Raw genomic sequence first — 23,671 nt, forward strand, 5'->3', positions numbered from 1 at the left:
TACGCCTAAAGCAGCAAGGTTCCCAGCCAAAGGGCGGGGCGGTCAGTTCGGCGGATCTTTAAGCGCCAAACACAATTCCGATGATCAGAGCGGCTTCCAAACCTTCACGAAGGAGTAAAGAAGGGAGCATGTATCTCGTGTTCCTTACGGATTTTGGTCTAATTGTCACGATAATAAACGAGGCAGGGATATGAATCTAGCGTAGTGTTTGAGAAGAGTTTTCAACCAGGTTGAAGATTTTAAAAAAGAAAACAGCCTGTTTTTCAGGCTGTTTTCAAGTTACTTCTTCTTGGCAGCAGGCTTGCCACCCTTCACAACTCTGCGATATGGCGGCATGTTGATCGCCACAACCTGACATTTGGTCGGGTCGAGCAGCTTATTCCACAGATTCGGGTAACTCAAGGCAAATGCCTCAGGTCGTAAGGTAGACGTAATAACCGTAGGCAAATGTGCGTTGTAACGATAATTCAGCACACTATAGAGTTTATCTTCCGCCCAAACAGAACCTGCACCACTTTCTTTTAAATCATCCAGAATCAACAATGGTGTGGTGCGGATCTCATGAAAGCGGCGGTCAAACGAAACATCTGAATTCCGTCCAAAAGTTTGGCGGAGGTAGTCAAGCAGGGCGGTCACTTCCACGAGCAATGCCTGCCCGCCCAAGCCGATGCGGTAATTCCCGACGGCAGCAGCTAGATGGGTCTTGCCGCTAAATGATTGTCCCAGCAGTACGAGCCAGCCTTCGGGTTTTTCGGCAAATTCCACTGCTGCATTATGGGCTTCGTGCAGAGTCTTCACATCATCTTTTGAAATTGTGATGCGCGAGATTTCTTTATCCTTGACCTTGTTCCCAAAGCGATCATTCTTCTCGATCGTGGTCGTGGTTACGGCTTCGGTGCCAACTTCATCGTCACGTGGTTGGAAGGTCTTGAAGGTCATCACCTTCATTTCGGGCAATGCCAACATGGAAATGCCGGGGTTGCTCGTCTCTTCTGGGCGGCGATAATCCGGTGCACTGATCTTGAGGTGGTTCACAAAACTTTCGTCCTGCAATCGCGAGCGGATGCGCGCCTCGATCTCATCCAACATCAAATTGGTGGTGATGACCGTCGGCAGTTTATTGATATAGCGATAGTTGATAATTTGGAATAATTTTTCCTGCGCCCACGGAGTCGCATTCTGCGTACCGAAGTCATCAAGAATTAACAAGCCTGAATTGCGAATGTCATCAAAGCGTTGTTCAAAAGTGATTTCAGGGTCATCGTAGGAAAAGCGTAAAGAATCCAAAAGGTCCGGCACAGTGATAAACAAAGTCGGCATGCCGTTGTTGACAGAAAAATTTGCGATCGCCGCTGCAAGGTGAGTCTTGCCGCAGCCATATCCGCCTTCAAGCAACAACCAGCCTTCGTGCTTGCGGGCAAAGTCTTCACTTTTCTCGAACGCCACACGCAAATTCTCGCGTTCCTGAGCAGACATGAACTTGGCTCGATCATTGCCAGCCGGGCTGAAATTTTCAAAGGTCAAATGGCTGAGCCGATTCAAATTGCTCATCGCAAACAAACGCGAACGAGCCGCCTCTGCTACATCTTTGGCGCGGCAGACACAAGTCTCCAGCTTGCCGAACTTCGGGTGTTCCACCGGCACATCATAGCGAACATACCCCACCCCCCCCACAATGCGGGCAGTTCGGGTCGCCAAGCGGCTTCTCCACACTCTTAATCCCGCTTGAAGAACTCGGAGAACTCGCCGTCGGTGTATCGTTTTGCATCTTGGACAGAGTCTTGCTTATCTCTTCTTTCATCTTTTCCGTTCTCCTTCCAACGCGCCAGGATCGCCTCGACATATTTCCAATTACGGATATTGCGACTCACTGCGATCTCGATGGCTTCTTCAAACCACGCGCTCGGATAGTTCTGTTCCGCTTCCTTCAACATATCAGCCAGTAAAGGGGTCAACGCCCCGATATTCTCTTCATACAACTTAAACAGGTTCGATTTATTCGGCACATACGAACCAGACGAAGGCTTGACCTGTCCCTTCGCAAACGCCTCAGCGGATAATCGTCCGCGTGGAGAATTGAGGAAATAAAAAACATTCGCTTCATTCTCAGACTTGAGCAGGGTCTGCCTCTCAAGCGCTTTACCCAGCCCGCGCCGAATCTCCTTTATATCCAAACCCAGCGCCGCTGCATCAAAGTCACCTTCCCCCAACCCGCGGAAGTTCCCTTCCATATGTTCAATGCGCCAAATGGCATACAGAGTCACCTTCAGCTCCGCCACATCCTCGATCTCATTCATCATCTGGATGAACGAATCAGGGACTTGCGTAAATGTTTCAGAGGAGGTGAAACCGGGGAAGGGGGTCATATTATTTCCGTAGGGGCGCGACTCGCGAGGTCGCCCCTACAAAAATTATTCGTTCGGTCGAAAAACCTTCGTCGCCGCATTATCGAAGCGAGTCAGGTCGCCGCGGAAGATCAGGTCAATTTCACCGGTGGGACCGTTACGATGCTTTGCCACCGAGATCTTGGTGATGTTGCTCTTGTCGCCGTCCTTCTCGTAATCATCGGGACGATAGATGAACATGACGATGTCGGCATCCTGCTCCAACGAACCGGATTCGCGCAAGTCGGAGAGGATCGGGCGTTTATCAGTACGTTGCTCAACGGCACGACTCAACTGCGCAGCGGTCAACACCGGAACATTCAACTCACGTGCCAGCACTTTGAGATTACGTGAGATGTTCGAAACTTCCTGCACGCGGTTATCATTCCGACTATCCCCCAACCATGAGTTGAAGGTAGTCAATGATGACCAGGTCGAGTTTATGTTCAGCATGCAAGCGACGGCACTTGGTACGCAACTGCAAAGGAGTCAATGCGGGCGTATCGTCCAGGAACATCTTGGTGCTGCCAAAGACTTCAATGGCGTGATTAAACAACTTCCATTCATCTTCTGCCAGCTTGCCCGTGCTCAGGTTCTGGGACGAGATACCCGTCTCTTGTGCGATGAGACGCTGTACCACTTGTTCATTGGACATTTCCAAGGAGAAGATGGCAACATGCTTTTTATAGGTCAGCCCGGCATTCTTGGCAATCGAAAGCAAAAAGCCCGTCTTACCTTGACCCGGACGACCCGCCACGATCAATAAATCGGATGGATGCAAGCCGCGTAAAAGTTTATCAAGGTCGATGAAGCCAGTCGGCACGCCGTGGAAGTCTGCGCCGAGTTTGGCGAGTTCGGCAACTTGATCGTAGTATTCCGAAAGGACGGTACGGATCGGCTCAACGTCATGCCGTGTCCGGCTCTCGCTAACGCCAAAGACGGCTTTCTCCGCCTCGCCCATTACGGTATCAATTCCATCGCCTTTGTATGCCAGGGATGCGATCTGATTCGCCGCTTGGATCATTCTGCGGCGCAGAGAATTCTCTTCAACGATGTGACCGTAGGCTTCGGCGTTGATGGAGGTCGGGACTTGGTTAATTAATGAGGTCAGGTAGGCAGAGCCGCCGATTTCCGCGAGTTGACCGGCTCGCTCCAAATCTTCGGAGAGGGTCAGCAAGTCTACGGGGGTGCGGGCTTCATGCAGGCGGATGAAGGCTTCCCAGATCCACCGGTTGCGATGAATGTAAAAATCATCCGCCGCAAGGAATTGAGCGATGTCGTAATACACTTCGGGGTTAATCAACACCGCCCCTACGACGGCTTCTTCGGCTTCCCGGCTATGCGGTACACCTGGGCTGGAGGGGGCGGTTGATTCTTCAGGGTAGAAATCTGTCATTTGGTAGGGTCAGCTTAGGCTGGGGGTGAGTCGGGCTTGTCTTTGTCAGGGTTATCAATATCGAGTGTATCAAGGAAGTCTTTGAAGACAGATCACCTGTCGCTCGCATCATCGGTCAGCGGAGGCGGCGGTTCTTTTCTTGCGGGTATGATCGTTTCAGGCATATCCTGATCGGGCTCCACCCCTGCTGACTCCATCACACTGGGATGCACCATGATGGGTGCATGGGCGCGGGCTGCAATAGCGATCGCATCAGATGACCTTGAGTCAATGTGTATCTCACGTCCGTCGGCTTCAGCAACAATGTTGCCATAATAAATATCATCTTGCAGTTTTACGATCTCCACACGGACGATGCGCGCATTGAACGCCTTGAACACATTCTTGAGCAGATCATGCGTCAGTGGACGAACCATCTCAACTTCCTGCAACGCTACTGTGATGGCTTCCGCTTCATACGGACCCACCCAGATGGTGAGATACCGTTCGGCATTCACCTGTTTCAATACAACCACGCGCTGGGGTGCCATTAAATGCACGCGGATGCTGTCTATGACTACTTCTACCATTCCAGACGACATAGGAGACTCCAATGGACTTATTTTAGCATAAAGGCTGGGAGCATGCCTCTGGATTTGCATAAGAGGAAGATATATTTTGAGGCGGACCGCAGACCATGGACAATGGAAGAACGTATTTATGGTCTGCGGTCTATCGTCCGTCGTCCAAACTCAAAATTGGGTTTGCATTTATCAGAAAACACGACTATAATCTCGCTCGCTCATCTCGGGGCGCAGCCCGGCCGGCGGGGGGGCCATGGGGGCAGGGGGGTCAATCCTCTCGCACCGACATATAGTACGAAAAACCGTCCTTGCCGGGGACGGTTGTGTTTGAGCACTGTTCATGGTCGGAGGTTCAGGGCGAACTACCGGGGTCGGCCCATCGAGGGACTGGCGCAAATTCCTCTCGCCCCGACAGAGTACGAAAAACCCCCCTTGCTGGGGACGGTTTTATTTTAAAAATACACGTGTTTGAGCACTGTTCATGGTCGGAGGTTCCCCATCGAGGGACTGGCGCAAATTCCTCTCGCCCCGACAGAGAGTACGAAAAACCGTCCTTGCCGGGGACGGTTTTTATTTTTAATGACTACTGACGTGTTTGAGCACTGTTCATGGTCGGAGGTTCCCCATCGAGGGACTGGCGCAAATTCCTCTCGCCCCGACAGAGAGTACGAAAAACCGTCCTTGCCGGGGACGGTTTTTATTTTTAACACTTACTTGTAACAAGGTTGTGCCTGTTGAGGGCGGTCTTATTTTTCAAGCAAAACAAAAAGATATCCAAGTACAAAAGTAAGCCTTTGCAATTTTGAATCTTCGAGATTTAATGGTCTACTTGCAGACTCGAAGAGATCTCTCATGGAATCAAACGAACCAATCGCCCCCACTCCTTCTACAAACCGACATTCGGTCATAAGCCTGATCCTTGGCATTGCAACCATCCTCCTGTTTTGCGGCGGCATGATGCCGATCCCATTCACGGGTTTCATTTGCTTTCCGCCCAGTTTCCTGCTTGGGTTACTCGCGCTGATCTTTGGGTTGGTCTCCCTTAACTCCATTCGTAAAACCAATGAAGACGGTAAAGTCCATGCCTGGGCGGGCATTCTTAGCGGAGGATTCATCTTCCTTTGTCTCTTGTGTATGCTCATTGCCATCGTATCTCTTTTTTTCTTTGCGCCTGAGACAATGCAGCCGATCATCGAAGGGTATCAACTTTAAATATTTTTTTACACACGGCTGCCAGAAATAAAACGGGGCAAAAGACTTCCTCTCTCAGCCGCGCTTAACGTGCAACTTGCCAATCATCCATGTCTCGGTTATCCTTGCCGGCGGGAGTGGTTAGGTCCCGGTGGGCTTCCTGGTCTTCAAAACCTGTGGCGGGTCGCGTTGCGGGTCGCGGTGGGTTCGACTCCCATCCACTCCCGCCTACAATTGGTAGGGGCGCCCCGCCCATTTGCTACGAAACTGTTCAATAGCATAGACGGGTCGTCCCACCTTTTATTATGGAGAAAGACATGTCGTTCCCCGAAACTGAAATCTTAAATCAACTCATCACACGCGTCTTGCGTATTGAAGATGTCACCAGCCTCGATCCGCATCAGCCGCCCGGTTTCTTGATGCGTTACCGGGGTCAATTACTGGATGAAGACAGCGCCTCTGCCTACGACCTTTTGGCAGACTTGCTCGCCCCCTACAACCTCTCACCTCACTTCCGTCTCGAAGATGGACGGCATATTATTTACCTTGCCCCCAAACAACCAGACCCAAAACCAGATAACATCTCCACAAATGTCATCCTCTTTGTGTTGACGGTGTTGAGCGTCATGCTGGCTGGCGTCCAAATTGACGGACCGCTCCCAACAGATGTTTTGGGACAAATGCTCATCCTGGCAAAGAACATTTTCACGGGCTGGCCCTTTGCCCTTAGTCTTTTGGGGATTTTGCTTTCACACGAGCTTGGGCATTACTTTATGAGCCGTTATCACAAGACTCCAGCTACACTGCCTTATTTCATCCCCTTCCCCTTCAGCCCGTTGGGGACGATGGGCGCCGCCATTCTGATGCGCGGCATCCCCAAGAACAAACGTGTACTTTTTGATATTGGCGTGGCAGGACCCATTGCAGGGCTGGTCGTGGCAATTCCTGTCCTGCTTTATGGACTGACACTTTCCACTCTTGGCACTATCGACCCAAACCCCAATGGCTTTTTGGAAGGCAATTCACTCATTTATCTGCTTGCCAAGTTGGTTGTGTTCGGTCAGTTGCTGCCTGCCCCGGTGGAACCACAGGGCATTTTATACTGGCTGCAGTATTTCTTCACTGGTCGCCCCGTTCCATTTGGCGGGTTGGATGTATTCATTCATCCCGTGGCATTTGCGGGTTGGGCTGGCATTCTCGTCACGGCACTGAACCTTATCCCTGCCGGAACATTGGACGGCGGACATGTGGTTTATTCTCTATTTGGCGAGAAGGCAAAGAAAGCGTTTCCTTATATAGTTGGTCTACTCATCGTCCTCGGCGTCTTTTGGAGCGGATGGTGGCTTTGGGCAGCCATGCTCTTCTGGCTCGGGCGCGTCAATGCACAGCCAATGGATCAGATCACAGAGCTCGATCCTGTTCGGCGCACCATTGCATATGCCATGATCGTTGTTTTCGTTCTGGTGCTCACCCCCGTCCCCTTCATGCTATTAGCTCCTTAACTCCATGAAAAAAATTCTCCCTTTGTTTTTGGTTCTATCCATTATTCTCTCCGCCTGCAGCGCAACAGAAACGCCCGCCGGTGACACCAAGCCTGCTTCCACCAAGCAGGGCAACGAAACAGAAACAGTTTCAACGGAAGAATCAAGCGTCGAAACTGTGAGCAGGCTCGAGGTCGATATGGAGGCGTTGAAAGGGCTGGAACTCAGCGTCTGGACGCCGTGGTATGGCGTCGAGCAAGGGCTGTTCGAAACCTTCGTCAGTGAATTCAACACCAACAATGAATGGGGCATCAAGGTTACAGCGCAGAGTCAGATCAACTTCACAAATTTATATGAAGTGACCACCGCCTCGCTGCCAACAGAAGACCGACCAGACCTGGTGATCGCCCTGCCTGAACATGCGCAAAGCTGGTTCGCGGATGGCGTCACGACCGATCTGACCAATTATGTGGAAGATCCTTTATATGGGCTCAAAGCAGATGACATCCCATTTGCATTTTGGAGTCAGGATATTTCGAGCAAGGCGCGCGTGGCGGTTCCGGCACAACGCACAGCACAGGTGATGTTATGGAATCAAACCTGGGCGGATGAGCTGAATATCAATGTTGCGCCTGCTTCAGCGGATGCATTCCGTAGTCAGGCTTGTCGCGCACATACGGCAATGGGCAAGGATGCCTTTGCCGAGAACGATGCCATGGGCGGCTGGATCGTGGATACCCAACCCATGACCGCCTACGCCTGGATGCTCTCGTTTGGCGGCGGCGTTTTAGAAGAAGGCAATTACCGCTTCCTTTCTCCCGATAATATTGATGCCTTCAAGTTCCTACGCGAGCTGTCCGAAGCCAATTGTGCCTGGCAGGGCGCGGCAGACCCGATCTCATCCTTTGCAAACCGCGAGGCATTATTCATTACCGTCAGCTTGAGCGACCTTCCCAACGTAACACGCGCCTTTGCCAGTGTAGAGAACCGTGACACGTGGGTGGTTCTGCCATTCCCCAATAAAAATGGCGGCTCGATCGCTGTTTATGGTTCATCGTACATCGTGATGAAGAGCACGCCCGAAGAACAATTGGCAGCCTGGCTGTTCGTGCGCTGGCTTTTGGATAATGAACAGGATGCCCGCTGGGTGGAAGCGACGCATCTCTTCCCGCTTCGCGAATCAACCGTAAACCTGCTCGGCGATTACGAGAAAAATCACCCTCAATGGAAGCAAGCTGTGGAGCTTCTCTCACAGGGTGAGTTGCAACCTCAACTGGGTTCATGGCGTACAATTAAAGTAATGCTAGGCGATGGATTTGCACACATGTACCGTGTAAATGTACCCAGCGGACAGGTTGCAGCCATCCTTGCGCAGATGGAAACGATGGCAAAAGATCTGAGCAAGTAACGGTAGAAATTTCGTCCATTGCTTATTATTAATGAAAGGAATACGCATGGCAACTTCGGACTATAAAGCACGTCAGGTACGCGCAAAGACCAATGAAGTGTTCGAGTATGAGAACGACACGGAAAAACCCGGCAAACCTTTACATATTTTGATCCCCGGCGGGTTGATCGCGCTGGCAACGCTGGCATTGATCGTGTATATCATCTTCGTCACCTGGTTCGACCGTACGCTGGCGGAAGAAACCGGCACGTTCCTGTGCCTGCTCCTTGCACCCTTTTATGTGGGCGGGGTCTTCCTGTTCAGCTATGGGTATGAACTCTACAACATTCCGCGTGCCATTCGGTTAACGGCGATCATTGTATTCGTCACGCTTGCAGCAGTGGTGATCGTTGCTGTCTTATTCCTCCTACTGGGGAATATGAAAGGCGGCGGGTCAAGTTCTTCTTCCAAAAACAAATCTTCGTCCTCCCGGTCCAAGTCAGGTTCATCAAGTAGCAATTCTTCTTCCAAAGGTGCATTTGGTGGCGCAGCTCTCGGCGGGCTAATGAACAATTCCGGCTCGTCCTCCAGCGGCAATTCATCTTCTTCCTCAGGTGGACATTACCACTCCGGCGGTCCGGTCTTTATTGGCGGCTTGGGTGGGACGCGTGTGGAAACCCGTGAGGTAACCAAAGAAGTCATTAAGGAAGTGCCGAAAGAGCCGATGCCGATCGCGTGCCCTTTCTGTACAAAATCATATATCCCGGCGGAAAATAACTTCGCCTGCCCCAGCTGCGGCGCGGCAACACCAACGGAATTGATCGAAGAGTCGCAATTACCAGATAGTGACAAATAAGGAATAATAAACTTAATGCGTGATGTGAAGTTACCATCACGCATTATGTTAATAAAAAAGGAGTTGCCCATGCGCCAGATGTACATCAACGGAAAATTTACAAATGGAAATGCCAAAGAAGCCATCGAAGTACAAAACCCAGCCACAGAAGAAATAATAGACAGCGTCCCACGCGGAACGCCGGAAGATATCGAAGCGGCAGTGCTGGCAGCCAAAACTGCATTCGCCCCCTGGCGCAAGATGGGCGCGAACGAACGGGCAACTCTTCTGCATGAAATAGCAGAGAAGGTACATGCGCATCGAGAAGAGATCGTGCGGTTACTGACGCTTGAAGAAGGCAAGCCGTTCTCTGAAAATGACGAAGAAGTGGAGTGGGTATTGAACACCTTCCGCTATTATGCCGAATTGGGGCGTCACCACCGCGGCAGTGTACTGGCAGCAGGGTCCGCTTCACAATTCAATTTCATCATCAAAGAACCGTATGGCGTGGTGGGGTGCATCGTACCGTGGAATTTCCCCTTGCTGCTCATGGCATGGAAGGTTGCTCCCGCTCTCGCGGCGGGAAATACGGTCGTCATCAAGCCTTCCGAGATGACACCACTTACAGCGTTATATCTTGCTGAACACTGCTTCGACCACCTCCCTGCTGGCGTGGTAAACGTGGTCACAGGCTATGGGTTGGAAACTGGCGAACCGCTGGTCAAACACCCCGACGTGCCGGTCATCGCTTTTACAGGAAGCCTTGCCACCGGGCAAAAGATCGCCTCCATTGGCGCACCGATGATGAAGAAACTTCATCTCGAACTCGGCGGCAAAGATGCAACCGTCATCGCTGAAGATGCCGACCCGGAGATCGCAGCAAAAGCTGTGGCATACGCGGCTCTCATCAATGCCGGGCAGGTTTGCACATCGACAGAACGGGTTTACCTTCCAAGACGCGGCGCAGCAAAATTCACTGAAGCCATCGTGGAGCACATCAAAACTCTACGGCTTGGTTCCGGTTTGGAAGCCACCACAGACATGGGACCGATGATCGGCGAAACCTACCGCGCCAAATTTGAAAGTCACATCGCGGATGCAAAAACCCGCGGTGCAAAGATCCTCGTCGGCGGCGGCAGACCGGCACATTTGGCGAAAGGCTTCTTCCACGAACCGACCGTGCTGTCTGGCGTGGATCACTCCATGGTCATCATGCGTGACGAGACCTTCGGTCCGGCTGTGCCGTTAATGGAATACGCCACCTTCGACGAAGCCATACAACTCACCAATGACTGTCAATACGGGTTGGGTGCAGTGCTCATCTCGAACGACTCAAAAAAGATCAAGCAGTTCTTCGATGACGTCAAAGCCGGGACGATCTGGATCAACGACCCGCTTACTGACCATTACGCCGGTCCCTTCGGCGGAATGAAATACTCCGGCGGCGCACGCGAACTCGGCGAAGAAGGTCTCGACCAGTTCCGCGAGACCAAGCACGTGCATTGGGATTTCAACATGGAAGATAAGAGTTATTGGTATCCCTATGGAAGGTAACACCCCATCTATTCACCAACTACTTTCACAATCTTCTTAACTTCTTCGCTTTATAATCAGGGCCATGAAAAAAACTTCATGGCTCTTTCCTTTTCTATTACTTATTGGTGTAACAGCTTACACATTCCTCACCCGCGTACAACTCTCTGGTGACGGGTTCGCCACTTTCGGCGCAGATACTGTTCGGGCAGAAGTGCTGAGCATTATCGAAGAAGGGGAAGTGATGATGGGTGAGTATCCCCAAAAATACCAGATCGCACGTGTAAATATTTTAGAAGGCGCGTACGAGGGCATCCCAATGGAGATCGACTACGGTAGACGTCAGGTACGCTCGGATGATTACCTGCTCAAACCAGGGGATAAGATCATCGTCACCATTTCAAAGACGCCGGACAATGTGGTCAACGCCTATTTTGTAGACTACGTCCGCACGACACCGATCCTTTGGTTAACCCTCATCTTTGCCATTGCCATCATCCTCATCAGTCAGTGGAAGGGCGTCCGTGCCATGTTGAGCATGGCATTCAGCCTCTACTTCATCATCGGCTACATTATTCCGCACATTCTCGCAGGCGAAGACCCGCTTACTGTCAGTATCATTGGCTCTGCCATATTGCTGGGCATCAGCTTGTATATCACCTACGGCTGGACGCTCAAAACTCATGCGGCGGTCATCAGCATGGTTTTGGTGCTGCTCATCACTGGTGGGTTGGCAGCGCTCTTCATGGTCTTTGCCAAGATCAACGGTTCCGGCGACGAAAACGTAATGTTTCTGATGCAGCTAAGCGATACCCCCATCAGCCTGCGCGGACTTTTCCTAGGCGGCTTGATCATCGGTGCATTAGGCGTGTTGGATGATCTGGTGACCACTCAAGCCTCGGCTGTTTTCGAACTCCACCATGCGAATCCAAGCCTCGGCTTTGGCGGTCTCTATGGAGCCGCCATGCGCATCGGTCAGGACCATGTGGCTGCAACCGTGAACACGTTGGTCTTAGCCTACGCTGGAGCCTCGCTGCCGATGATGTTGATGTTCTCGCTCGGGCAAGGCGACTATGGGTATATCGTCAATTTCTCGTTCATTGCAGAAGAGATCGTGCGGACGCTGGTCGGCTCACTCGGGTTGATCGCCGCTGTGCCAATTACAACGGCGATCGCCATCTTTTTCGCTCAAAGGTCAGAAATGCTCGGGAAGTGGGAACAGTTCCTCGGTCCAGAAGGAAGCGGGCACTCTCACTAAGCGTGCCATATCAAACAGTTTGGAGTATGCTAAAAGGTGAAATAATTTCGTGGGTGAGTTAATCCAATTAATTTTGGTGCGATATCATACCTGTAGGGTACAACCCCCATTTGTCCAGTCAATTTTGTGAAACTTTTCCTCATGTGAACGCGTAAGAGAAGGTAGAAAGCCTTCCCGAGGAGAACCGTGAACGAAGAACAGGCCTGGGTTCGCCAGGCGCAACAAGGCGATGACGAGGCATTTACCAAGCTCGTTGAAACCTATCAGACCCCCGTTTTCAACCTGTGCTACCGCATGTTGGGTGAACCCGAACTCGCGGAGGATGCTGCGCAGGAAACCTTTCTGCGCGCCTTCCAACACTTGCACCGCTACGATCAAAAACGACCATTCGCGACCTGGCTGTTATCCATCGCGGCGCATTATTGTATTGACCGCCTTCGTCGCCGCAAGTTCTCAATGTTCTCAATGGATGCTGAAGATGAAGAAGGCAACTCGTTCGAAGTGCCCGACGTAGACGCCCCCAACCCCGAAGGTGAAGCCATCACCGGGCAGACAAACGAGCGCGTCCATGCCATGCTCAAAGATCTGGATGCCACCGACCGGGCGGCGGTAATTATGCGATATTGGTACGATTATTCAGAAAAGGAAATAGCCGAGTCTTTGAATCTGACGGTCAGTGCGGTAAAGAGCCGTTTGCACCGCGCACGCAAGGAACTGGCTGGCTTGTGGGTCGAACAGGAAGACGACCTTCTCGCCGAAATGGAAAGGAGACACCATGAATCACCAGCCTTTTGAAACCTGGCTGCTGGACGATAAGATCCTCAACCCTGCCGAGAAGCGTGAGCTTGACTCACACCTGCGGGAATGCAAGACCTGCACCGCCCTGGCAGAGACAGGGCTCGCCCTGCGCTCGGCGCGTGTGGTCTCGCCTGCGCCTGGATTTGCGATGCGTTTCCAGCAAAAGCTCGCCACGCAAAAATTGGCGGAACAACGCCGTCGCCTTTGGGGGTTGATCGTGTTTGTGGTAAGCGGTGTGGGATTGCTGGGGTGGCTTTTGGCTCCCATTTTGATCTCGGTCGTTACTTCTCCGGTGGAATGGTTGATCTCTGCTGCCGGACTATTTTTATTTGTGTTCACATCCCTACAGGCATTCGGCGAGATCGTCACTGTGATGGTGCGCATGCTGCCTGATTTCCTGCCTCCTTATATGTGGATGGTCATTCTCTCGGGAATGGCAGGCATGGGATTGTTATGGGCAGTATCCATCTGGCGCCTGACTCGCCGACCTCAAGGAGTACCTGCATGAAAAATACAACGCTGATGCGCATCCTGCTCCTGCTGGCATTATTGATCGTGCCAACAGCCAGTGCCCATGCGCAAACCCCGAACAATGACGATGTGGTCTTGTTTGGTCAAAACTATACGCTAAGCGAAGGCGAAACACTGAACGGAAGTTTGGCTGTCTTTGGCGGAAATATCGAAATTCAAAAAGACGCCGAGGTAAATGGGTCCATTGCCCTTTTCGGCGGGAATCTTTCGATTGAAGAAGGCACTGCCATCAATGGCGACATTGCCGTCTTTGGTGGAAATCTAACCATCACCGGCGAAGTGAACGGTGATATTGTCATCTTTGGCGGGCAGGCTCTATTAGAATCCACAGCCCTGATCGATGGAGATATTGCCACATTCGGTGGTCAGGTCAATCAAGCGCCAGATGCAAAAGTAACGGGCGAGATCACCAATAACACGCCGCCTAATATTGATACACCTGAAGTTCCCGACGCGCCGGGAGCCCCCACCCCGCCTGATGCACCAGCGGCACCCAACATCAATGTGGATATCAATCCATTTTGGAATATTTTTGGAAAGTTAAGCCGTGCAGTAGTGATCGCTGTTGTTGCCATGCTGTTGGCGCTCTTCCTGCAACCTCAATTGGATCGAACTGCAAACGCCATTGTGCGTCAGCCGTTCATTGCCGGTAGCTATGGTTTACTGATCTTCATCGCATTACCGGTGGCATTGCTTATCATGATCGTTACACTCATCTTGATACCGGTTGCTGCGATCGTTGCCTTGCTTGTTCCGTTAGCGTGGCTCTTCGGCATCATTGCCCTCGGACAGGAAGTTGGTGAACGCTTTGCAAAAGCCATCAATCGGGTTTGGGCGCCTGTAATTTCAACAGGCTTCGGCACCTTCCTGCTCATGCTTGTGATCGGCTTCATGGAACTGGTGCCCTGTGTAGGTTGGATCCCCTCTGCAGTGGTGGGACTGATCAGTGTGGGCGCTGCGGTGATGACCCTCTTTGGAACACGCAACCCGCCCGGCATCTTGCCCGGTGTGGAGGCAGAACAAATACCGCCCGCAGCTTAATACAGCATTTGACCGACATAAAAATCCGCCTCGAAAATTAACCGAGGCGGATTTTTGCTTTTCATAACTTTTTTCATCCTTTAGGATTTTTGAAACTACTCCTTAAGTAACAATGCCAACGGCGAAGCAAAGAGGACCATGCCCGTGGTCAAGGTCAGCACATAAGGGAAGCCATGTAATTCCGCCAGATGACCGGTGTAAAGCAAACCCAGCGCACCCGATGAAAAGATAAAGCCAAGGATCAACCCTGAAGCCAGGGCCATCCCACCGGGGATGATGCGTTGCGCAAGCACCACCATGATGCTATGCACAGCACCCGTGAATGCGCCCGCAAGCGGAACAAGAAGGTACAGCCACCACGACCATCCAATCTGGCTGACAGTATAGATAGGGAACGCGGCAAAAAGCAAAGCCAGCGATGCAACAAAACGTTTCGGAAAGCGATCGGCAAAATATCCGCCAAACATATTGCCCAACGCCGAGCCGCCCATGAACAATCCCGCCATACTGCCATACACGGTGGCACTTTGCCCCAAGTCTTTGATGTACTTCGGAATGAGGTTAACCATATTCGCCTGTGCCCAGGATTGCATGGTAGCCACGATCATCAAAATAAAGATGAACACCAGCCCTGCTCTCGACCGTCTGGAGATCACTGTCTTCACAGGCTGTGGGTGTGGATGGTTGTGCCTTAATTGGTTCATCAAAGACAACCCAATGGGAATGGAGACCAGCGGGAGGATATACATGCCGGGGATCTTCAAATATGTGAGGATCAAGCCAGTAATGATCGGACCCGCAAAGTGCCCCATTTGCCCAGCCGTGAAGAACAACGATGTAGAGGTAGTTTCGCGTCCCTTCATTAACTCACGTCCACGCAGGGCAGCTTGAACAGCACCTACGGGATGAAACGCAGAGGATCCCAACGCGGCAATGATGAGACAAGCAAGCCCGGCATTACCAGGCAACGTCAATGCCAGTGAGTAGAAGACGGTCATCCAAAGAACGCCGCCAGCCGACAGCCAGCGTGGACCGGTGCGGTCTGAAATCCAGCCGAAGATGGGTTGGGTCAAGGCAGATGCCCAAATGTAAATAGTGGAGAACAAGGCGATCTGCGACTCGCTCAAGCCAAAATAGGTCAATAGCACGGGACGGCTGGCATTAAACGTATCCACCATCAAATGGCTGAGGGAAATGAAAGAAAAGATCGGGTCAAGGAAGATGGGCATGGGTTTATGAGATGGGAACGTTTGAAATTAGCGATAGAGTTTATGAGACTCAATATAGTCATACACTTCTGGAGCGAGATAGTAACGGTACATTTCTCCTGCTGCAATACGACGCCGCAGCTCTCTTGAAGAAATGGGTTGAAGCAGGGCATCTATGAAGCGCACTTTCTTTGTCAAACCGGGGAGTTTGGTCTCAAGTACGGCGAGGTCCGTCGAGTCGCTTGGGCGGCGCATGACGCCAATGTTGGCAACAGAAGCTACGAGGTCCGCGCTGAAGCGCCAGGTAGGCAGGTCAAACAATGAATCGCCGCCAATCAACAATGTGATCTCGGCATTCGCTTGCTGGCTGGCAAGCAGGCGGATCGTATCGACAGTGTAATGCGGTCCGGGTCGGTCGATCTCGATGCGTGAAAGCTCAAAGACCGGGTCATATGCGACCATACGTTGAAGCATAGGCAGCCGGTGAGTGAGTGGCGTGATGAAGTTTTCCTGTTTATGCGGCGGGTCAGGGGTGAGCACCCACAATAGACGGTCCAGTTTGAACTGTGAGGCAGCTTCGCTCGCAAGGATGAGGTGCCCCATATGTGGCGGATCAAAGGTTCCGCCAAAAATTCCAATGCGGTTTGACATGGGGCGAAGTATATCCCAAACTTTTCGCTCATTTCTTGGTGGTATACTGACGAAATGTCCCAACCGACGATCATGAGTTCCACGTCGCCATTAAAAAAGATCATTCACGCAATGCGCGCCATTGAGCGCGGCGATTATGACCCGATTCTCTTGCAAGACTTCTTGCAGGAATCAGGAGACTTGGGTCAGCTTGCAAAAATGGTAGACACCATGGCAAGCACTATTTCACAGCGTAACGTTCAATTAAATCTTCTGAATAAGGTCATCCCCATCGGCGTCTCTCTTTCTGCGGAAAAAGATTTCAACCGATTGCTCGAGTCATTGGTAGTGGAAGCGCAGGCATTCACCAACGCCGATGCCGGGAGTTTGTATCTCGTTGAGGAAGATAAATTAAGGTTTGTGATCCTACGGAATACTTCATTGAATATGCATATGGGCGGCACGAGCGGGAGTCCGATCGCCTTCAAACCGATCCGCATGTATAACGAAGACGGCAGTGAGAACCGCTCCAACGTGGTTTCGCATGCCGCGCTGACCCACCAGCGGATTATGATCGCCGATGCCTATGAAGCGGAGGGGTTCGATTTCTCAGGCACAAAATCCTTCGACGAACAAACCCGTTATCGCTCCAAATCCTTCCTAACCATTCCGCTCGAGAACAAGGACGGCAAGGTCATGGGGGTGCTGCAACTCATCAATGCCAAGGACCCAAAAACCGGCGAGATCGTCGCATTTGAGGCTGACCTTGTGCTGGAGGCATTGATCCTGCTTGCTACAGCTGCGCTGGATGGCTACATCCGTGAGGCAGCCCTGCGCAGTGAGATCGCCAAACTGCGCATCGAGGTCGATCAATCGCGCCGCGCCAAACAGGTGGATGAGATCACCGAAACACAATTCTTCCGTGATCTGACAACCCGCGCAAAGGAAATGCGCTCCAAAGGAAAAAAATAAGGAAGAATAAAAGTTTTGGGGGTTTGCAAAACTGATATTATTTCAGGCTTGTTTTGGTAACACTTTTGGGGGATAAATAGACACTAAGATTACGGAACTTTCAGCAATAAACCATAAAAAAACATCCAAGCAAAACGCCCATGGGCAGGAAATTCATGACCATTTTCATCCAAACTCATCGCAAAATCATAACACTTGCAGCTGCTGCCCTGATCGCACTCACACTTGGCGCTTGCAGCGGCGGAAACATCGACCTCTCCGGCGCAGCGGGTCAACCCACTTCAACCCCAATCACCGATACAGCCCAGGCAGCTCCAGTTGCCGAGGTTCAACCTGCCCTCCCCCCGCCCGCTACTGGTCATATCATTTTCACATCCGATCGTGACGGTCAAACCGATTTATATATGAGCACTCCAGATGGCATTGAACTGACCCGCCTCACCACCAATGCAGCTTTGGATGGCGCTACGCCGCGCATCTCACCGGATGGCAGCAAGATCGCCTTCTCCTCCACTCAGAACAATAATACTGATATCTACGTTCTCGATATCCCCAGCGGCAACATCAATCGTGTAACCGATGCACAGGAAAAAGACGCCTCACCCTCATGGTCACCGGACGGTCAACAGATCGCCTTCGAATCCTTCCGCGATGGCAACCTGGAGATCTACATTGCCAACAGTGACGGCTCCAACCCTATCCGCTTGACCAATGACCCCGCCGGAGACAGCAACCCGGTCTGGTCGCCGGTATCGAACGACATCCTTTTTGTCAGCAACCGCTTCGGCAACTCAGACCTGTTCCTGCTCAGCCCTAATGGCAGTGTATCCACACTGACAACGAGTCCAGCTCCCGACAACACCCCGGTCTGGTCGCCAGACGGAAGCTTCGTCGCCTTTCAATCGTTCGCTGGTGAACTCTCGAACATCTGCATTATCGGGCGCGACGGACTGAACCAAGCCTGCATCACCCCCAACCTTGCTAAATACGACACCCCAGTCTGGTCACAGAATGGCGAGCAGATCGCCTCCAATGTCGTACAAGCTGATGTGTATGGCATTCAAGTTTTCAACATCCGCGACGGCAGCATTGTTGCGTTGTCACAACCGGGCATTGAGCCGCGCGGCACCCCCGCCTGGTCACCAGACGGATTACGGCTGGTCTTTCAAGCCGAATCAGGTGATGACATGGAAGTCTATCAGGCAGTGATCGCGACCAATGAATTCACCCGCGTCACCACCATGCCAGGCTACGATGGCGAACCGGTATGGGCTTCCCGCTAAAACTCTCTAACCAAAAACGCCCCGAACGAATTGTTCGGGGCGTTTTTGGTTTAAACAACTACGGTGCGGGGACTTCTATCGCCTTGCTTGGGATGGAGGCTGCATCCCAATACCCGGCAAACGGTTCAAGGGTAAGGGTATCTCCATTTGCAGCCACAACTTTATATGGACCCGTACCGCCATCGCCGCCAGCAAACATTGCCGGGCTGATGATGGAAAAAGACGGGTCAGTTAGTTTGGTAAGCAGATCGACATCTGGAGCATTCAGGTGAACAATAAGATTGTATTCATCCTGTTTTTCAATGCCATCCACGTGAGATTTAGGCTTTGGGGGGGGGGGGGGGGGGGGGGGGGGGGGGGGCCGGGGGGGGGGGGGGGGGGGGGGGGTCCTGCTCGGGGCGGCTGCCAGGGTCCGTTGGTATTCCCTCCACCACAAGCTGTCAAAAGAATACCAGTAATTAAAAGAACTCCCATCAAAACCCGTTTTCTATTGTTCATTATCTCTCCTAGAAGTTATAAAGGCGTTGCCAGAGCGAAGACTTTCAATTCAAGTATAATGGAATTTATGTTACCCGAGTCTCCTCTGACTACGATTGAAAGCCGTTTAAGATATTTGCTCCCTTCCGAAATGTATGTTTCGATGTGGGGCAATCCTTCCGTCGAGGTCATGATCCAGGTACACAATCACCTACGTACTTTACAACGCATCCTGCATGACTATACTTCGCGCCAGATCGACATTACCAAACTCAAACCCGGCGATGTAAAGACCGAGTGGCAGTATGGCACCATGATGTTCACCGATCTGGCGGGGTTCACCAAACTCATGGAAGCCAACGCATCCAAAGGACGCGAAGGCGCAGAAAACCTACTGAAAGAATTGACCAAATATTTTTCCACCATGATCTCGATCATCAGCAAATCGGGCGGCGAGTTGGTGGAGTTTACAGTTGATGCCATGTTGGTAATGTTCCCCAAGAAAACCGGAAAATCAGATGATGCCAGCCGCGCCATCCGTGCTGGTCTGCGTATGCAGCGCGCCATGAAAGACTTCGCAGAGATCCAGACGCCCACCGGCATTGTCAACTTGAAAATGCGCATTGGTGTGCATAGCGGAAAATTCCTCACGGCTGAGATCGGCACACCCCGCCGCATGGAACATGTCCTGCTGGGCAAGGATGTGCAAAAAGCCAAGCTGACCGAAAGCAATGGGGCAAATGAGCGTGTGAACGTTTCGGAAAGCGGCTATGATCTGGCAAAAAACGATTTCCGTTTTGAAGACGGCAACCCCGAATATCACCTGGTAGTGGATGACCTTACTGCTGAAAATCTCGGCGATTATGAGATCACCCCGATGGGGCGGCGCATGGCAAGCAGTGTGCTCTTTGACAAAAAGGATAAGAAGGAAGTCCTCAACAATATCATCGAACTGCTTAACTCGATCGAGCCGCTCGCCAGTTACATTCCAGACCCGATCCTTTCGATGTTGGTGGAAAGTGCGGCAGACCGCCGCATTCCTCCAGATTTTCCAGAGCCGACGATCATGTTCGTCAACTTTATTGGTTTGCCCGAGGCGGCAGATCGCGCCCTGCCCGGCGAAGAACGCAAGCTGGCGGCAAGTTTTTCCAAGGCATTCTCTCTCATCAATGCCGTCGTAGAAGCCCGCGGCGGAGTTCTAAAAAAGGTGACCTATCACCTTTCTGGTTCAGATATCGTCATCTATTTTGGTGTACCGAACGCACACACCAATAATGAGATGCGCGCCGCTTCAGCAGCCGTAGCGATCCGCGAGGTGGTGGAAGGGATCAACGCCAAAGCCCCCACCATTGGCGGCATCAAACCAGAAGTGTATTGCCAGATCGGCATTAACAAGGGACCCGCCTTCGTGGCGGAAGTAGGCGACCCGCGCGGACGCCGCGAGTTCAATGTGTTGGGAGATACGGTCAATACAGCGGCGCGTTTAATGAACCGCGCACAGAAGAATCAGATCGTGGTCTCAGAGCCCATTAAGCGAGTGGTTGAAGAAAAATACGAATGCGTATCGCTCGGAGCGATTTCCTTAAAGGGAAAGAAAGACGCCATGAACCTTTATGATATGGTTCGTAAAATTCCAAAGAATTAATAATTGCGAAAAAACAAGGGGTAAACACAAAGTCGAGAGCTAAGCTCTCGACTTTGTGTTTTTCCTATCAACCTGTGGGCGGCTTCCGTTTTAATTTTGAATCCAATGAAGACCATATACCAGCAGCCAATGTGCTGCCTTCCTTCCGGCGCAAGTTGACCTTATAAATAGCTTTCTCCCGTTCACCGATGCGGGTCAGCCAAAATTGTTCGGTCAAGTTCGAAAGTGCAGAATCCAATTCGGTGCGCGTGAGGCGGTCCTGTTCGGGCATGGTATCCATCACCTCACACATCCGCGGATAGCTCATCTGCAGTTCGCGCAGCATCACACGCATGATCTTACGCAGGGAGGGCGGCAATTTGGCAATATCAAGGGGCGAGATACCGCCATCCTTCTGGCTCTCCTTGATCTCTTTATCCAACCGGTCAAAAAGTCCTGGCATGTTTACCTCGCTCAATACAACTCGGGCATGCTGATCGGTTCAGGCTGCGGCTCGCATTCACCACACCAGATGACATTGGCAACCGCCAGCCCTTTAGGCGTGTTATTGGCGCCGACGAACATCGTAATGAATGTGGACATGGTTGCTGCGTGATCCTTGCAAACGAAACGTCCGCAAAAAGCGCAGGATGCACGGGGCTCTTCTTCACAATGCCAGCATTTCATGGTTGTCTCCTATTTTGAAGCGAGGATGAAATCCACCACGCCACACAGTGCCTTCGACCACTCATGGTCAGGATAACGCAGGGAGAACAGGTCTTTACTGGCGTTCTCTGCCATATCGAACGAGAGCGGCATGATCCCTGCAACCGGCGCCTCAAATTTTTCTTCGATGTCCTTTTTGATCACGGCAAAGTCATACTTGGGCAGCGCCTTGTTCACCAGCAGGAACAAATTGGGAACATCAAGACTGCGGGCAATATCCACCGTAACGGATGTGCCCTGCATATCCTGATTATCGGGACGCAAAATAATAATAAGCACATCTGAAGTGGCAATGGAGAGCAGCGTCTCTTCGTTCAAGCCGGGATGTGTATCGATAAAAAGGTAATCCAGATCAAATTCAGAAATGGTAGTCTGCAACCCTTCGTTCAACAGGTTGAAATCCACGCCTTCTTTGATGATCTGACTGATATCTCCACCGCGAATACTGGATGGAAATAGCCAGAGATTCTTACCCGCTAACTTGGCGCGCCCTTCTCCTTCGCTGGAGTGTTCACCCACTGAATAACCGATCTCGCGAATGGTGGCAGTGCCATGCAGAAAATCGTTCATGGTCTTGCCCATCTTCTTTTCATCCAAGCCGAATAGTACGTGAATGCCCGGAGACTGGATATCCGTGTCCACCACGCCCACACGTTTGCCCGTCATGGCAACTTGTGCGGCAAGGTTTGCGGTGGTATTGGACTTCCCCGTACCTCCGCGGAATGAATGAATGGATACGATCTTTCCTGCGCTCATCATGCCTCCATGTAATTTCGATTACAGACCCTGCCGCTTCTTGCGGATGGTCTGTGCCTGTTCTTTCAATTTGGCGTAGAACTCGGTGCTGGTGATCTCTTCAAATTCCTTCTTACGGCGTTCCTGATCGATCTCGAAAGATAAGCGTTCCAATTCCTGCTTCAAGCCTTCTTCACGTGCTTTCACTTTTCGCACCATCGAATAGAACGTGGAAAGCAATTGAGCCGCCTTGTCATCATCCGTTCCGGCACTGTTGGTGAGCGGCTGGGTGTTTTCCAAAAACGAATAATCACCCTCGGCGGTCTTTTGCGACCAGTCTATCACTTTCTCAATATAGGTGGTTGAAAAACGCAGCCGGTTCGAAAGCCCGCGCAGAATGCCGAGTGCCACATCCAAACGCTGGGCGAGCAACTCAAAGAAGGCATCACGCGTCAGCTCAAGCGCTTCCACTTCATCCAAGGCAATGGCACCCGCCGAACGCGGACGTTCATCCACCAGCGCAAGTTCGCCAATGGCTTCGCCGGGTCCCACTTTATTGATAATGATCTCTTCACCGCGCGCATCCGTGGTGACGATCTTCAAATGTCCCTCAAGAATAAGATAAAAAGAATCGGCGGGGTCGCCTTTGCGCATCATGGCGGCGTCTGTAGAGAACTTGCGCAGTGTAGTCTTTGCCGCCACAGCGGCAAGGGCATCATCTGAAAGCTCCTTGAAAAAATCTGTTTGGTGTATCTTTTGTAAAACATCACCGGTCATGACTTATCTTCCTGTGACGACGAATCCTTCAACCGCTCCGAGACGCGGTTCCATAGACCGCCTCCCTTTTGACCCAGACCTGCAGAAGCGATACGGGCATTGAGCAAACTCCATATCTGCAGGTCCTGACTCAGGTACACTTCCCGCACCATCATCATACAATAGGTACCGATCTGGTTTCGTAAAAGATTGATCTCTTTCACCAGGTCTTCGATGATCTTGTTAATCTCTTTTTTACGGGTTTCATTGGCGGCGGTCTCAAGCAGTTTACGTTTAATACCGATCTCTGCCTGCTTGTAGATCAGGCTGCGCACAAGGGCAGCTTTCTCAGCACCAAAGCGTGCCTCCACAGGTGCAAGGACCTCGTGCACCGCTTCGATATTACTGACAACACGTGTCTCTTCTTGTGTAACACGGTCTGCCATGCCTAGCTTCTCTGCCACCCAATCTTTCTGAATGTTCAGCCCGCGTTTGATGATGTACCAGATCAATGCAGCGCCAGTCACACCGATGAGAATGGCAAAAATGAGCACGATCAGATTCCCCCCCGAATTAACAAGGGTATTAAAACCCATATGAATGCTAATAGAAATAATATACCCGGCAGCGATCGCCAGCCTGCCGCGTATGGTTTTATCGCCGCGCTGATACGCCAGTGCTGTACCGATCAGTCCGCTGCTGGTGGCATGCATCAGGTTGGTCGAAAACACACGCGCAAGTGCGATCGTCATCGCCACTTCGGAATGCCCCATTACATATTCATAGTTCTCTGTCACTGCAAACCCGATACCTGAGCCAAACCCATACAGCGCACCATCGACCACGTAGTTAAAATCCGCGC

The 23,671-nt window shown here is 51.6% G+C and carries 25 protein-coding genes and 1 tRNA gene (1 of these 26 cut by a window edge); 13 read left to right on the forward strand and 13 right to left on the reverse strand.

What is annotated here, in order from left to right; translation table 11 throughout:
• Positions 1-279 precede the first annotated feature (279 nt).
• From IPG80_RS02890 to IPG80_RS02910, 5 genes are all read right to left on the reverse strand, one after another.
• The gene (locus tag IPG80_RS02890) at positions 280-1,698 is read right to left on the reverse strand and encodes an ATP-binding protein (protein ID WP_345102482.1); all 1,419 of its coding nucleotides are present in this window, start codon (positions 1,696-1,698) and stop codon (positions 280-282) included.
• Between the two features lie 17 nt (positions 1,699-1,715).
• On the reverse strand, positions 1,716-2,366 hold the full coding sequence (locus IPG80_RS02895) for a DnaD domain protein (RefSeq protein WP_345102485.1): 651 nt from the start codon (positions 2,364-2,366) through the stop codon (positions 1,716-1,718).
• Positions 2,367-2,411: 45 nt separating this feature from the next.
• Positions 2,412-2,807 (reverse strand): DnaB-like helicase C-terminal domain-containing protein, encoded by a 396-nt coding sequence (locus IPG80_RS02900; RefSeq protein WP_345102487.1) that lies wholly within the window; start codon positions 2,805-2,807, stop codon positions 2,412-2,414.
• The gene (locus IPG80_RS02905; protein WP_345102490.1) at positions 2,776-3,780 is read right to left on the reverse strand and encodes a replicative DNA helicase; all 1,005 of its coding nucleotides are present in this window, start codon (positions 3,778-3,780) and stop codon (positions 2,776-2,778) included. The genes IPG80_RS02900 and IPG80_RS02905 overlap by 32 nt, the downstream gene beginning before the upstream one ends.
• Positions 3,781-3,872: 92 nt before the next feature.
• Positions 3,873-4,361, reverse strand: coding sequence for a bifunctional nuclease family protein (locus tag IPG80_RS02910; protein ID WP_345102493.1), 489 nt, complete (start codon positions 4,359-4,361; stop codon positions 3,873-3,875).
• A gap of 834 nt (positions 4,362-5,195) precedes the next feature.
• Here IPG80_RS02910 and IPG80_RS02915 point away from each other — a divergent pair.
• From IPG80_RS02915 to IPG80_RS02960, 10 genes are all read left to right on the forward strand, one after another.
• Positions 5,196-5,555, forward strand: a complete 360-nt coding sequence (locus IPG80_RS02915) for a DUF4190 domain-containing protein (RefSeq protein ID WP_345102496.1) — start codon at positions 5,196-5,198, stop codon at positions 5,553-5,555.
• Between the two features lie 112 nt (positions 5,556-5,667).
• Positions 5,668-5,761 (forward strand) — tRNA-Sec (locus tag IPG80_RS02920).
• 90 nt (positions 5,762-5,851) lie between these two features.
• The gene (locus IPG80_RS02925) at positions 5,852-7,036 is read left to right on the forward strand and encodes a site-2 protease family protein (protein WP_345102499.1); all 1,185 of its coding nucleotides are present in this window, start codon (positions 5,852-5,854) and stop codon (positions 7,034-7,036) included.
• A 4-nt stretch (positions 7,037-7,040) separates the two neighbouring features.
• Positions 7,041-8,423 (forward strand): extracellular solute-binding protein, encoded by a 1,383-nt coding sequence (locus IPG80_RS02930; protein WP_345102502.1) that lies wholly within the window; start codon positions 7,041-7,043, stop codon positions 8,421-8,423.
• 46 nt (positions 8,424-8,469) lie between these two features.
• Positions 8,470-9,258, forward strand: coding sequence for a hypothetical protein (locus tag IPG80_RS02935; protein WP_345102505.1), 789 nt, complete (start codon positions 8,470-8,472; stop codon positions 9,256-9,258).
• Between the two features lie 45 nt (positions 9,259-9,303).
• Complete coding sequence (locus IPG80_RS02940; protein ID WP_345102507.1) at positions 9,304-10,791, forward strand: aldehyde dehydrogenase family protein; 1,488 nt, start codon at positions 9,304-9,306, stop codon at positions 10,789-10,791.
• Between the two features lie 64 nt (positions 10,792-10,855).
• Positions 10,856-12,028 carry a YibE/F family protein gene (locus IPG80_RS02945; protein WP_345102509.1) on the forward strand — a complete coding sequence of 391 codons (1,173 nt, stop codon included), beginning with the start codon at positions 10,856-10,858 and terminating at the stop codon, positions 12,026-12,028.
• A gap of 186 nt (positions 12,029-12,214) precedes the next feature.
• Positions 12,215-12,823: a sigma-70 family RNA polymerase sigma factor gene (locus tag IPG80_RS02950; protein WP_345102511.1), complete on the forward strand. Its 609-nt coding sequence runs from the start codon at positions 12,215-12,217 to the stop codon at positions 12,821-12,823.
• Positions 12,804-13,334, forward strand: coding sequence for a hypothetical protein (locus IPG80_RS02955; protein ID WP_345102513.1), 531 nt, complete (start codon positions 12,804-12,806; stop codon positions 13,332-13,334). Before IPG80_RS02950 ends, IPG80_RS02955 begins: the two co-directional genes overlap by 20 nt.
• Entirely contained in the window at positions 13,331-14,398 is a 1,068-nt protein-coding gene (locus IPG80_RS02960) for a polymer-forming cytoskeletal protein (protein ID WP_345102515.1), read from the forward strand. The genes IPG80_RS02955 and IPG80_RS02960 overlap by 4 nt, the downstream gene beginning before the upstream one ends.
• A gap of 95 nt (positions 14,399-14,493) precedes the next feature.
• Here IPG80_RS02960 and IPG80_RS02965 read toward each other — a convergent pair whose 3' ends face one another.
• Positions 14,494-15,627: an MFS transporter gene (locus IPG80_RS02965; RefSeq protein WP_345102518.1), complete on the reverse strand. Its 1,134-nt coding sequence runs from the start codon at positions 15,625-15,627 to the stop codon at positions 14,494-14,496.
• Positions 15,628-15,654: 27 nt separating this feature from the next.
• Positions 15,655-16,257, reverse strand: coding sequence for a nicotinate-nucleotide adenylyltransferase (gene nadD / locus IPG80_RS02970; RefSeq protein ID WP_345102521.1), 603 nt, complete (start codon positions 16,255-16,257; stop codon positions 15,655-15,657).
• Positions 16,258-16,311: 54 nt separating this feature from the next.
• Here nadD and IPG80_RS02975 point away from each other — a divergent pair, with 54 nt between their 5' ends.
• On the forward strand, positions 16,312-17,208 hold the full coding sequence (locus IPG80_RS02975) for a GAF domain-containing protein (protein WP_345102524.1): 897 nt from the start codon (positions 16,312-16,314) through the stop codon (positions 17,206-17,208).
• 155 nt (positions 17,209-17,363) lie between these two features.
• A complete protein-coding gene (locus tag IPG80_RS02980) occupies positions 17,364-18,491 on the forward strand; it encodes a DPP IV N-terminal domain-containing protein (RefSeq protein WP_345102528.1) in 1,128 nt (375 codons plus the stop codon).
• A gap of 58 nt (positions 18,492-18,549) precedes the next feature.
• On the opposite strand, the gene IPG80_RS02985 is transcribed toward IPG80_RS02980, so the two are convergent.
• The gene (locus tag IPG80_RS02985) at positions 18,550-18,804 is read right to left on the reverse strand and encodes a hypothetical protein (protein WP_345102531.1); all 255 of its coding nucleotides are present in this window, start codon (positions 18,802-18,804) and stop codon (positions 18,550-18,552) included.
• Positions 18,805-19,056: 252 nt separating this feature from the next.
• On the opposite strand from IPG80_RS02985, the gene IPG80_RS02990 reads away from it, so the two are divergent.
• Positions 19,057-20,613, forward strand: coding sequence for an adenylate/guanylate cyclase domain-containing protein (locus IPG80_RS02990; RefSeq protein WP_345102533.1), 1,557 nt, complete (start codon positions 19,057-19,059; stop codon positions 20,611-20,613).
• A 67-nt stretch (positions 20,614-20,680) separates the two neighbouring features.
• Here the strand turns inward: IPG80_RS02990 and IPG80_RS02995 are convergent, their stop codons facing one another.
• The 5 genes in view from IPG80_RS02995 to IPG80_RS03015 are tightly spaced (at most 21 nt apart) and all read right to left on the reverse strand, a layout consistent with a single transcriptional unit that may run on beyond the window.
• Positions 20,681-21,055: a hypothetical protein gene (locus tag IPG80_RS02995; protein ID WP_345102536.1), complete on the reverse strand. Its 375-nt coding sequence runs from the start codon at positions 21,053-21,055 to the stop codon at positions 20,681-20,683.
• An 11-nt stretch (positions 21,056-21,066) separates the two neighbouring features.
• Positions 21,067-21,279, reverse strand: a complete 213-nt coding sequence (locus tag IPG80_RS03000; RefSeq protein WP_345102539.1) for a hypothetical protein — start codon at positions 21,277-21,279, stop codon at positions 21,067-21,069.
• 9 nt (positions 21,280-21,288) lie between these two features.
• A complete protein-coding gene (locus IPG80_RS03005; RefSeq protein ID WP_345102542.1) occupies positions 21,289-22,074 on the reverse strand; it encodes a MinD/ParA family protein in 786 nt (261 codons plus the stop codon).
• A gap of 21 nt (positions 22,075-22,095) precedes the next feature.
• Positions 22,096-22,830 carry a cyclic nucleotide-binding domain-containing protein gene (locus IPG80_RS03010; RefSeq protein WP_345102545.1) on the reverse strand — a complete coding sequence of 245 codons (735 nt, stop codon included), beginning with the start codon at positions 22,828-22,830 and terminating at the stop codon, positions 22,096-22,098.
• Positions 22,827-23,671: the 3' portion of a PrsW family glutamic-type intramembrane protease gene (locus tag IPG80_RS03015; protein WP_345102548.1), read on the reverse strand. The gene runs 265 nt beyond the window's last position; the window shows 845 of its 1,110 coding nt (coding positions 266-1,110); the start codon falls outside the window, past its right edge; its stop codon occupies positions 22,827-22,829. The genes IPG80_RS03010 and IPG80_RS03015 overlap by 4 nt, the downstream gene beginning before the upstream one ends.

Source organism: Candidatus Villigracilis vicinus (assembly GCF_016702885.1).
Taxonomy (GTDB): Bacteria; Chloroflexota; Anaerolineae; order Anaerolineales; family Villigracilaceae; genus Villigracilis; species Villigracilis vicinus.

Bases quoted from the DNA above. Each gene is read 5' to 3' on its own strand.
- IPG80_RS02895 (WP_345102485.1), bottom strand. From the start codon at position 2,366: ATGACCCCCTTCCCCGGTTTCACCTCCTCTGAAACATTTACGCAAGTC.
- IPG80_RS02905 (WP_345102490.1), bottom strand. From the start codon at position 3,780: ATGACAGATTTCTACCCTGAAGAATCAACCGCCCCCTCCAGCCCAGGT.
- IPG80_RS02910 (WP_345102493.1), bottom strand. From the start codon at position 4,361: ATGTCGTCTGGAATGGTAGAAGTAGTCATAGACAGCATCCGCGTGCAT.
- IPG80_RS02915 (WP_345102496.1), top strand. From the start codon at position 5,196: ATGGAATCAAACGAACCAATCGCCCCCACTCCTTCTACAAACCGACAT.
- IPG80_RS02925 (WP_345102499.1), top strand. From the start codon at position 5,852: ATGTCGTTCCCCGAAACTGAAATCTTAAATCAACTCATCACACGCGTC.
- IPG80_RS02930 (WP_345102502.1), top strand. From the start codon at position 7,041: ATGAAAAAAATTCTCCCTTTGTTTTTGGTTCTATCCATTATTCTCTCC.
- IPG80_RS02935 (WP_345102505.1), top strand. From the start codon at position 8,470: ATGGCAACTTCGGACTATAAAGCACGTCAGGTACGCGCAAAGACCAAT.
- IPG80_RS02940 (WP_345102507.1), top strand. From the start codon at position 9,304: ATGTTAATAAAAAAGGAGTTGCCCATGCGCCAGATGTACATCAACGGA.
- IPG80_RS02945 (WP_345102509.1), top strand. From the start codon at position 10,856: ATGAAAAAAACTTCATGGCTCTTTCCTTTTCTATTACTTATTGGTGTA.
- IPG80_RS02955 (WP_345102513.1), top strand. From the start codon at position 12,804: ATGAATCACCAGCCTTTTGAAACCTGGCTGCTGGACGATAAGATCCTC.
- IPG80_RS02960 (WP_345102515.1), top strand. From the start codon at position 13,331: ATGAAAAATACAACGCTGATGCGCATCCTGCTCCTGCTGGCATTATTG.
- IPG80_RS02965 (WP_345102518.1), bottom strand. From the start codon at position 15,627: ATGCCCATCTTCCTTGACCCGATCTTTTCTTTCATTTCCCTCAGCCAT.
- nadD (WP_345102521.1), bottom strand. From the start codon at position 16,257: ATGTCAAACCGCATTGGAATTTTTGGCGGAACCTTTGATCCGCCACAT.
- IPG80_RS02975 (WP_345102524.1), top strand. From the start codon at position 16,312: ATGTCCCAACCGACGATCATGAGTTCCACGTCGCCATTAAAAAAGATC.
- IPG80_RS02980 (WP_345102528.1), top strand. From the start codon at position 17,364: ATGACCATTTTCATCCAAACTCATCGCAAAATCATAACACTTGCAGCT.
- IPG80_RS02990 (WP_345102533.1), top strand. From the start codon at position 19,057: ATGTTACCCGAGTCTCCTCTGACTACGATTGAAAGCCGTTTAAGATAT.
- IPG80_RS02995 (WP_345102536.1), bottom strand. From the start codon at position 21,055: ATGCCAGGACTTTTTGACCGGTTGGATAAAGAGATCAAGGAGAGCCAG.
- IPG80_RS03000 (WP_345102539.1), bottom strand. From the start codon at position 21,279: ATGAAATGCTGGCATTGTGAAGAAGAGCCCCGTGCATCCTGCGCTTTT.
- IPG80_RS03005 (WP_345102542.1), bottom strand. From the start codon at position 22,074: ATGAGCGCAGGAAAGATCGTATCCATTCATTCATTCCGCGGAGGTACG.
- IPG80_RS03010 (WP_345102545.1), bottom strand. From the start codon at position 22,830: ATGACCGGTGATGTTTTACAAAAGATACACCAAACAGATTTTTTCAAG.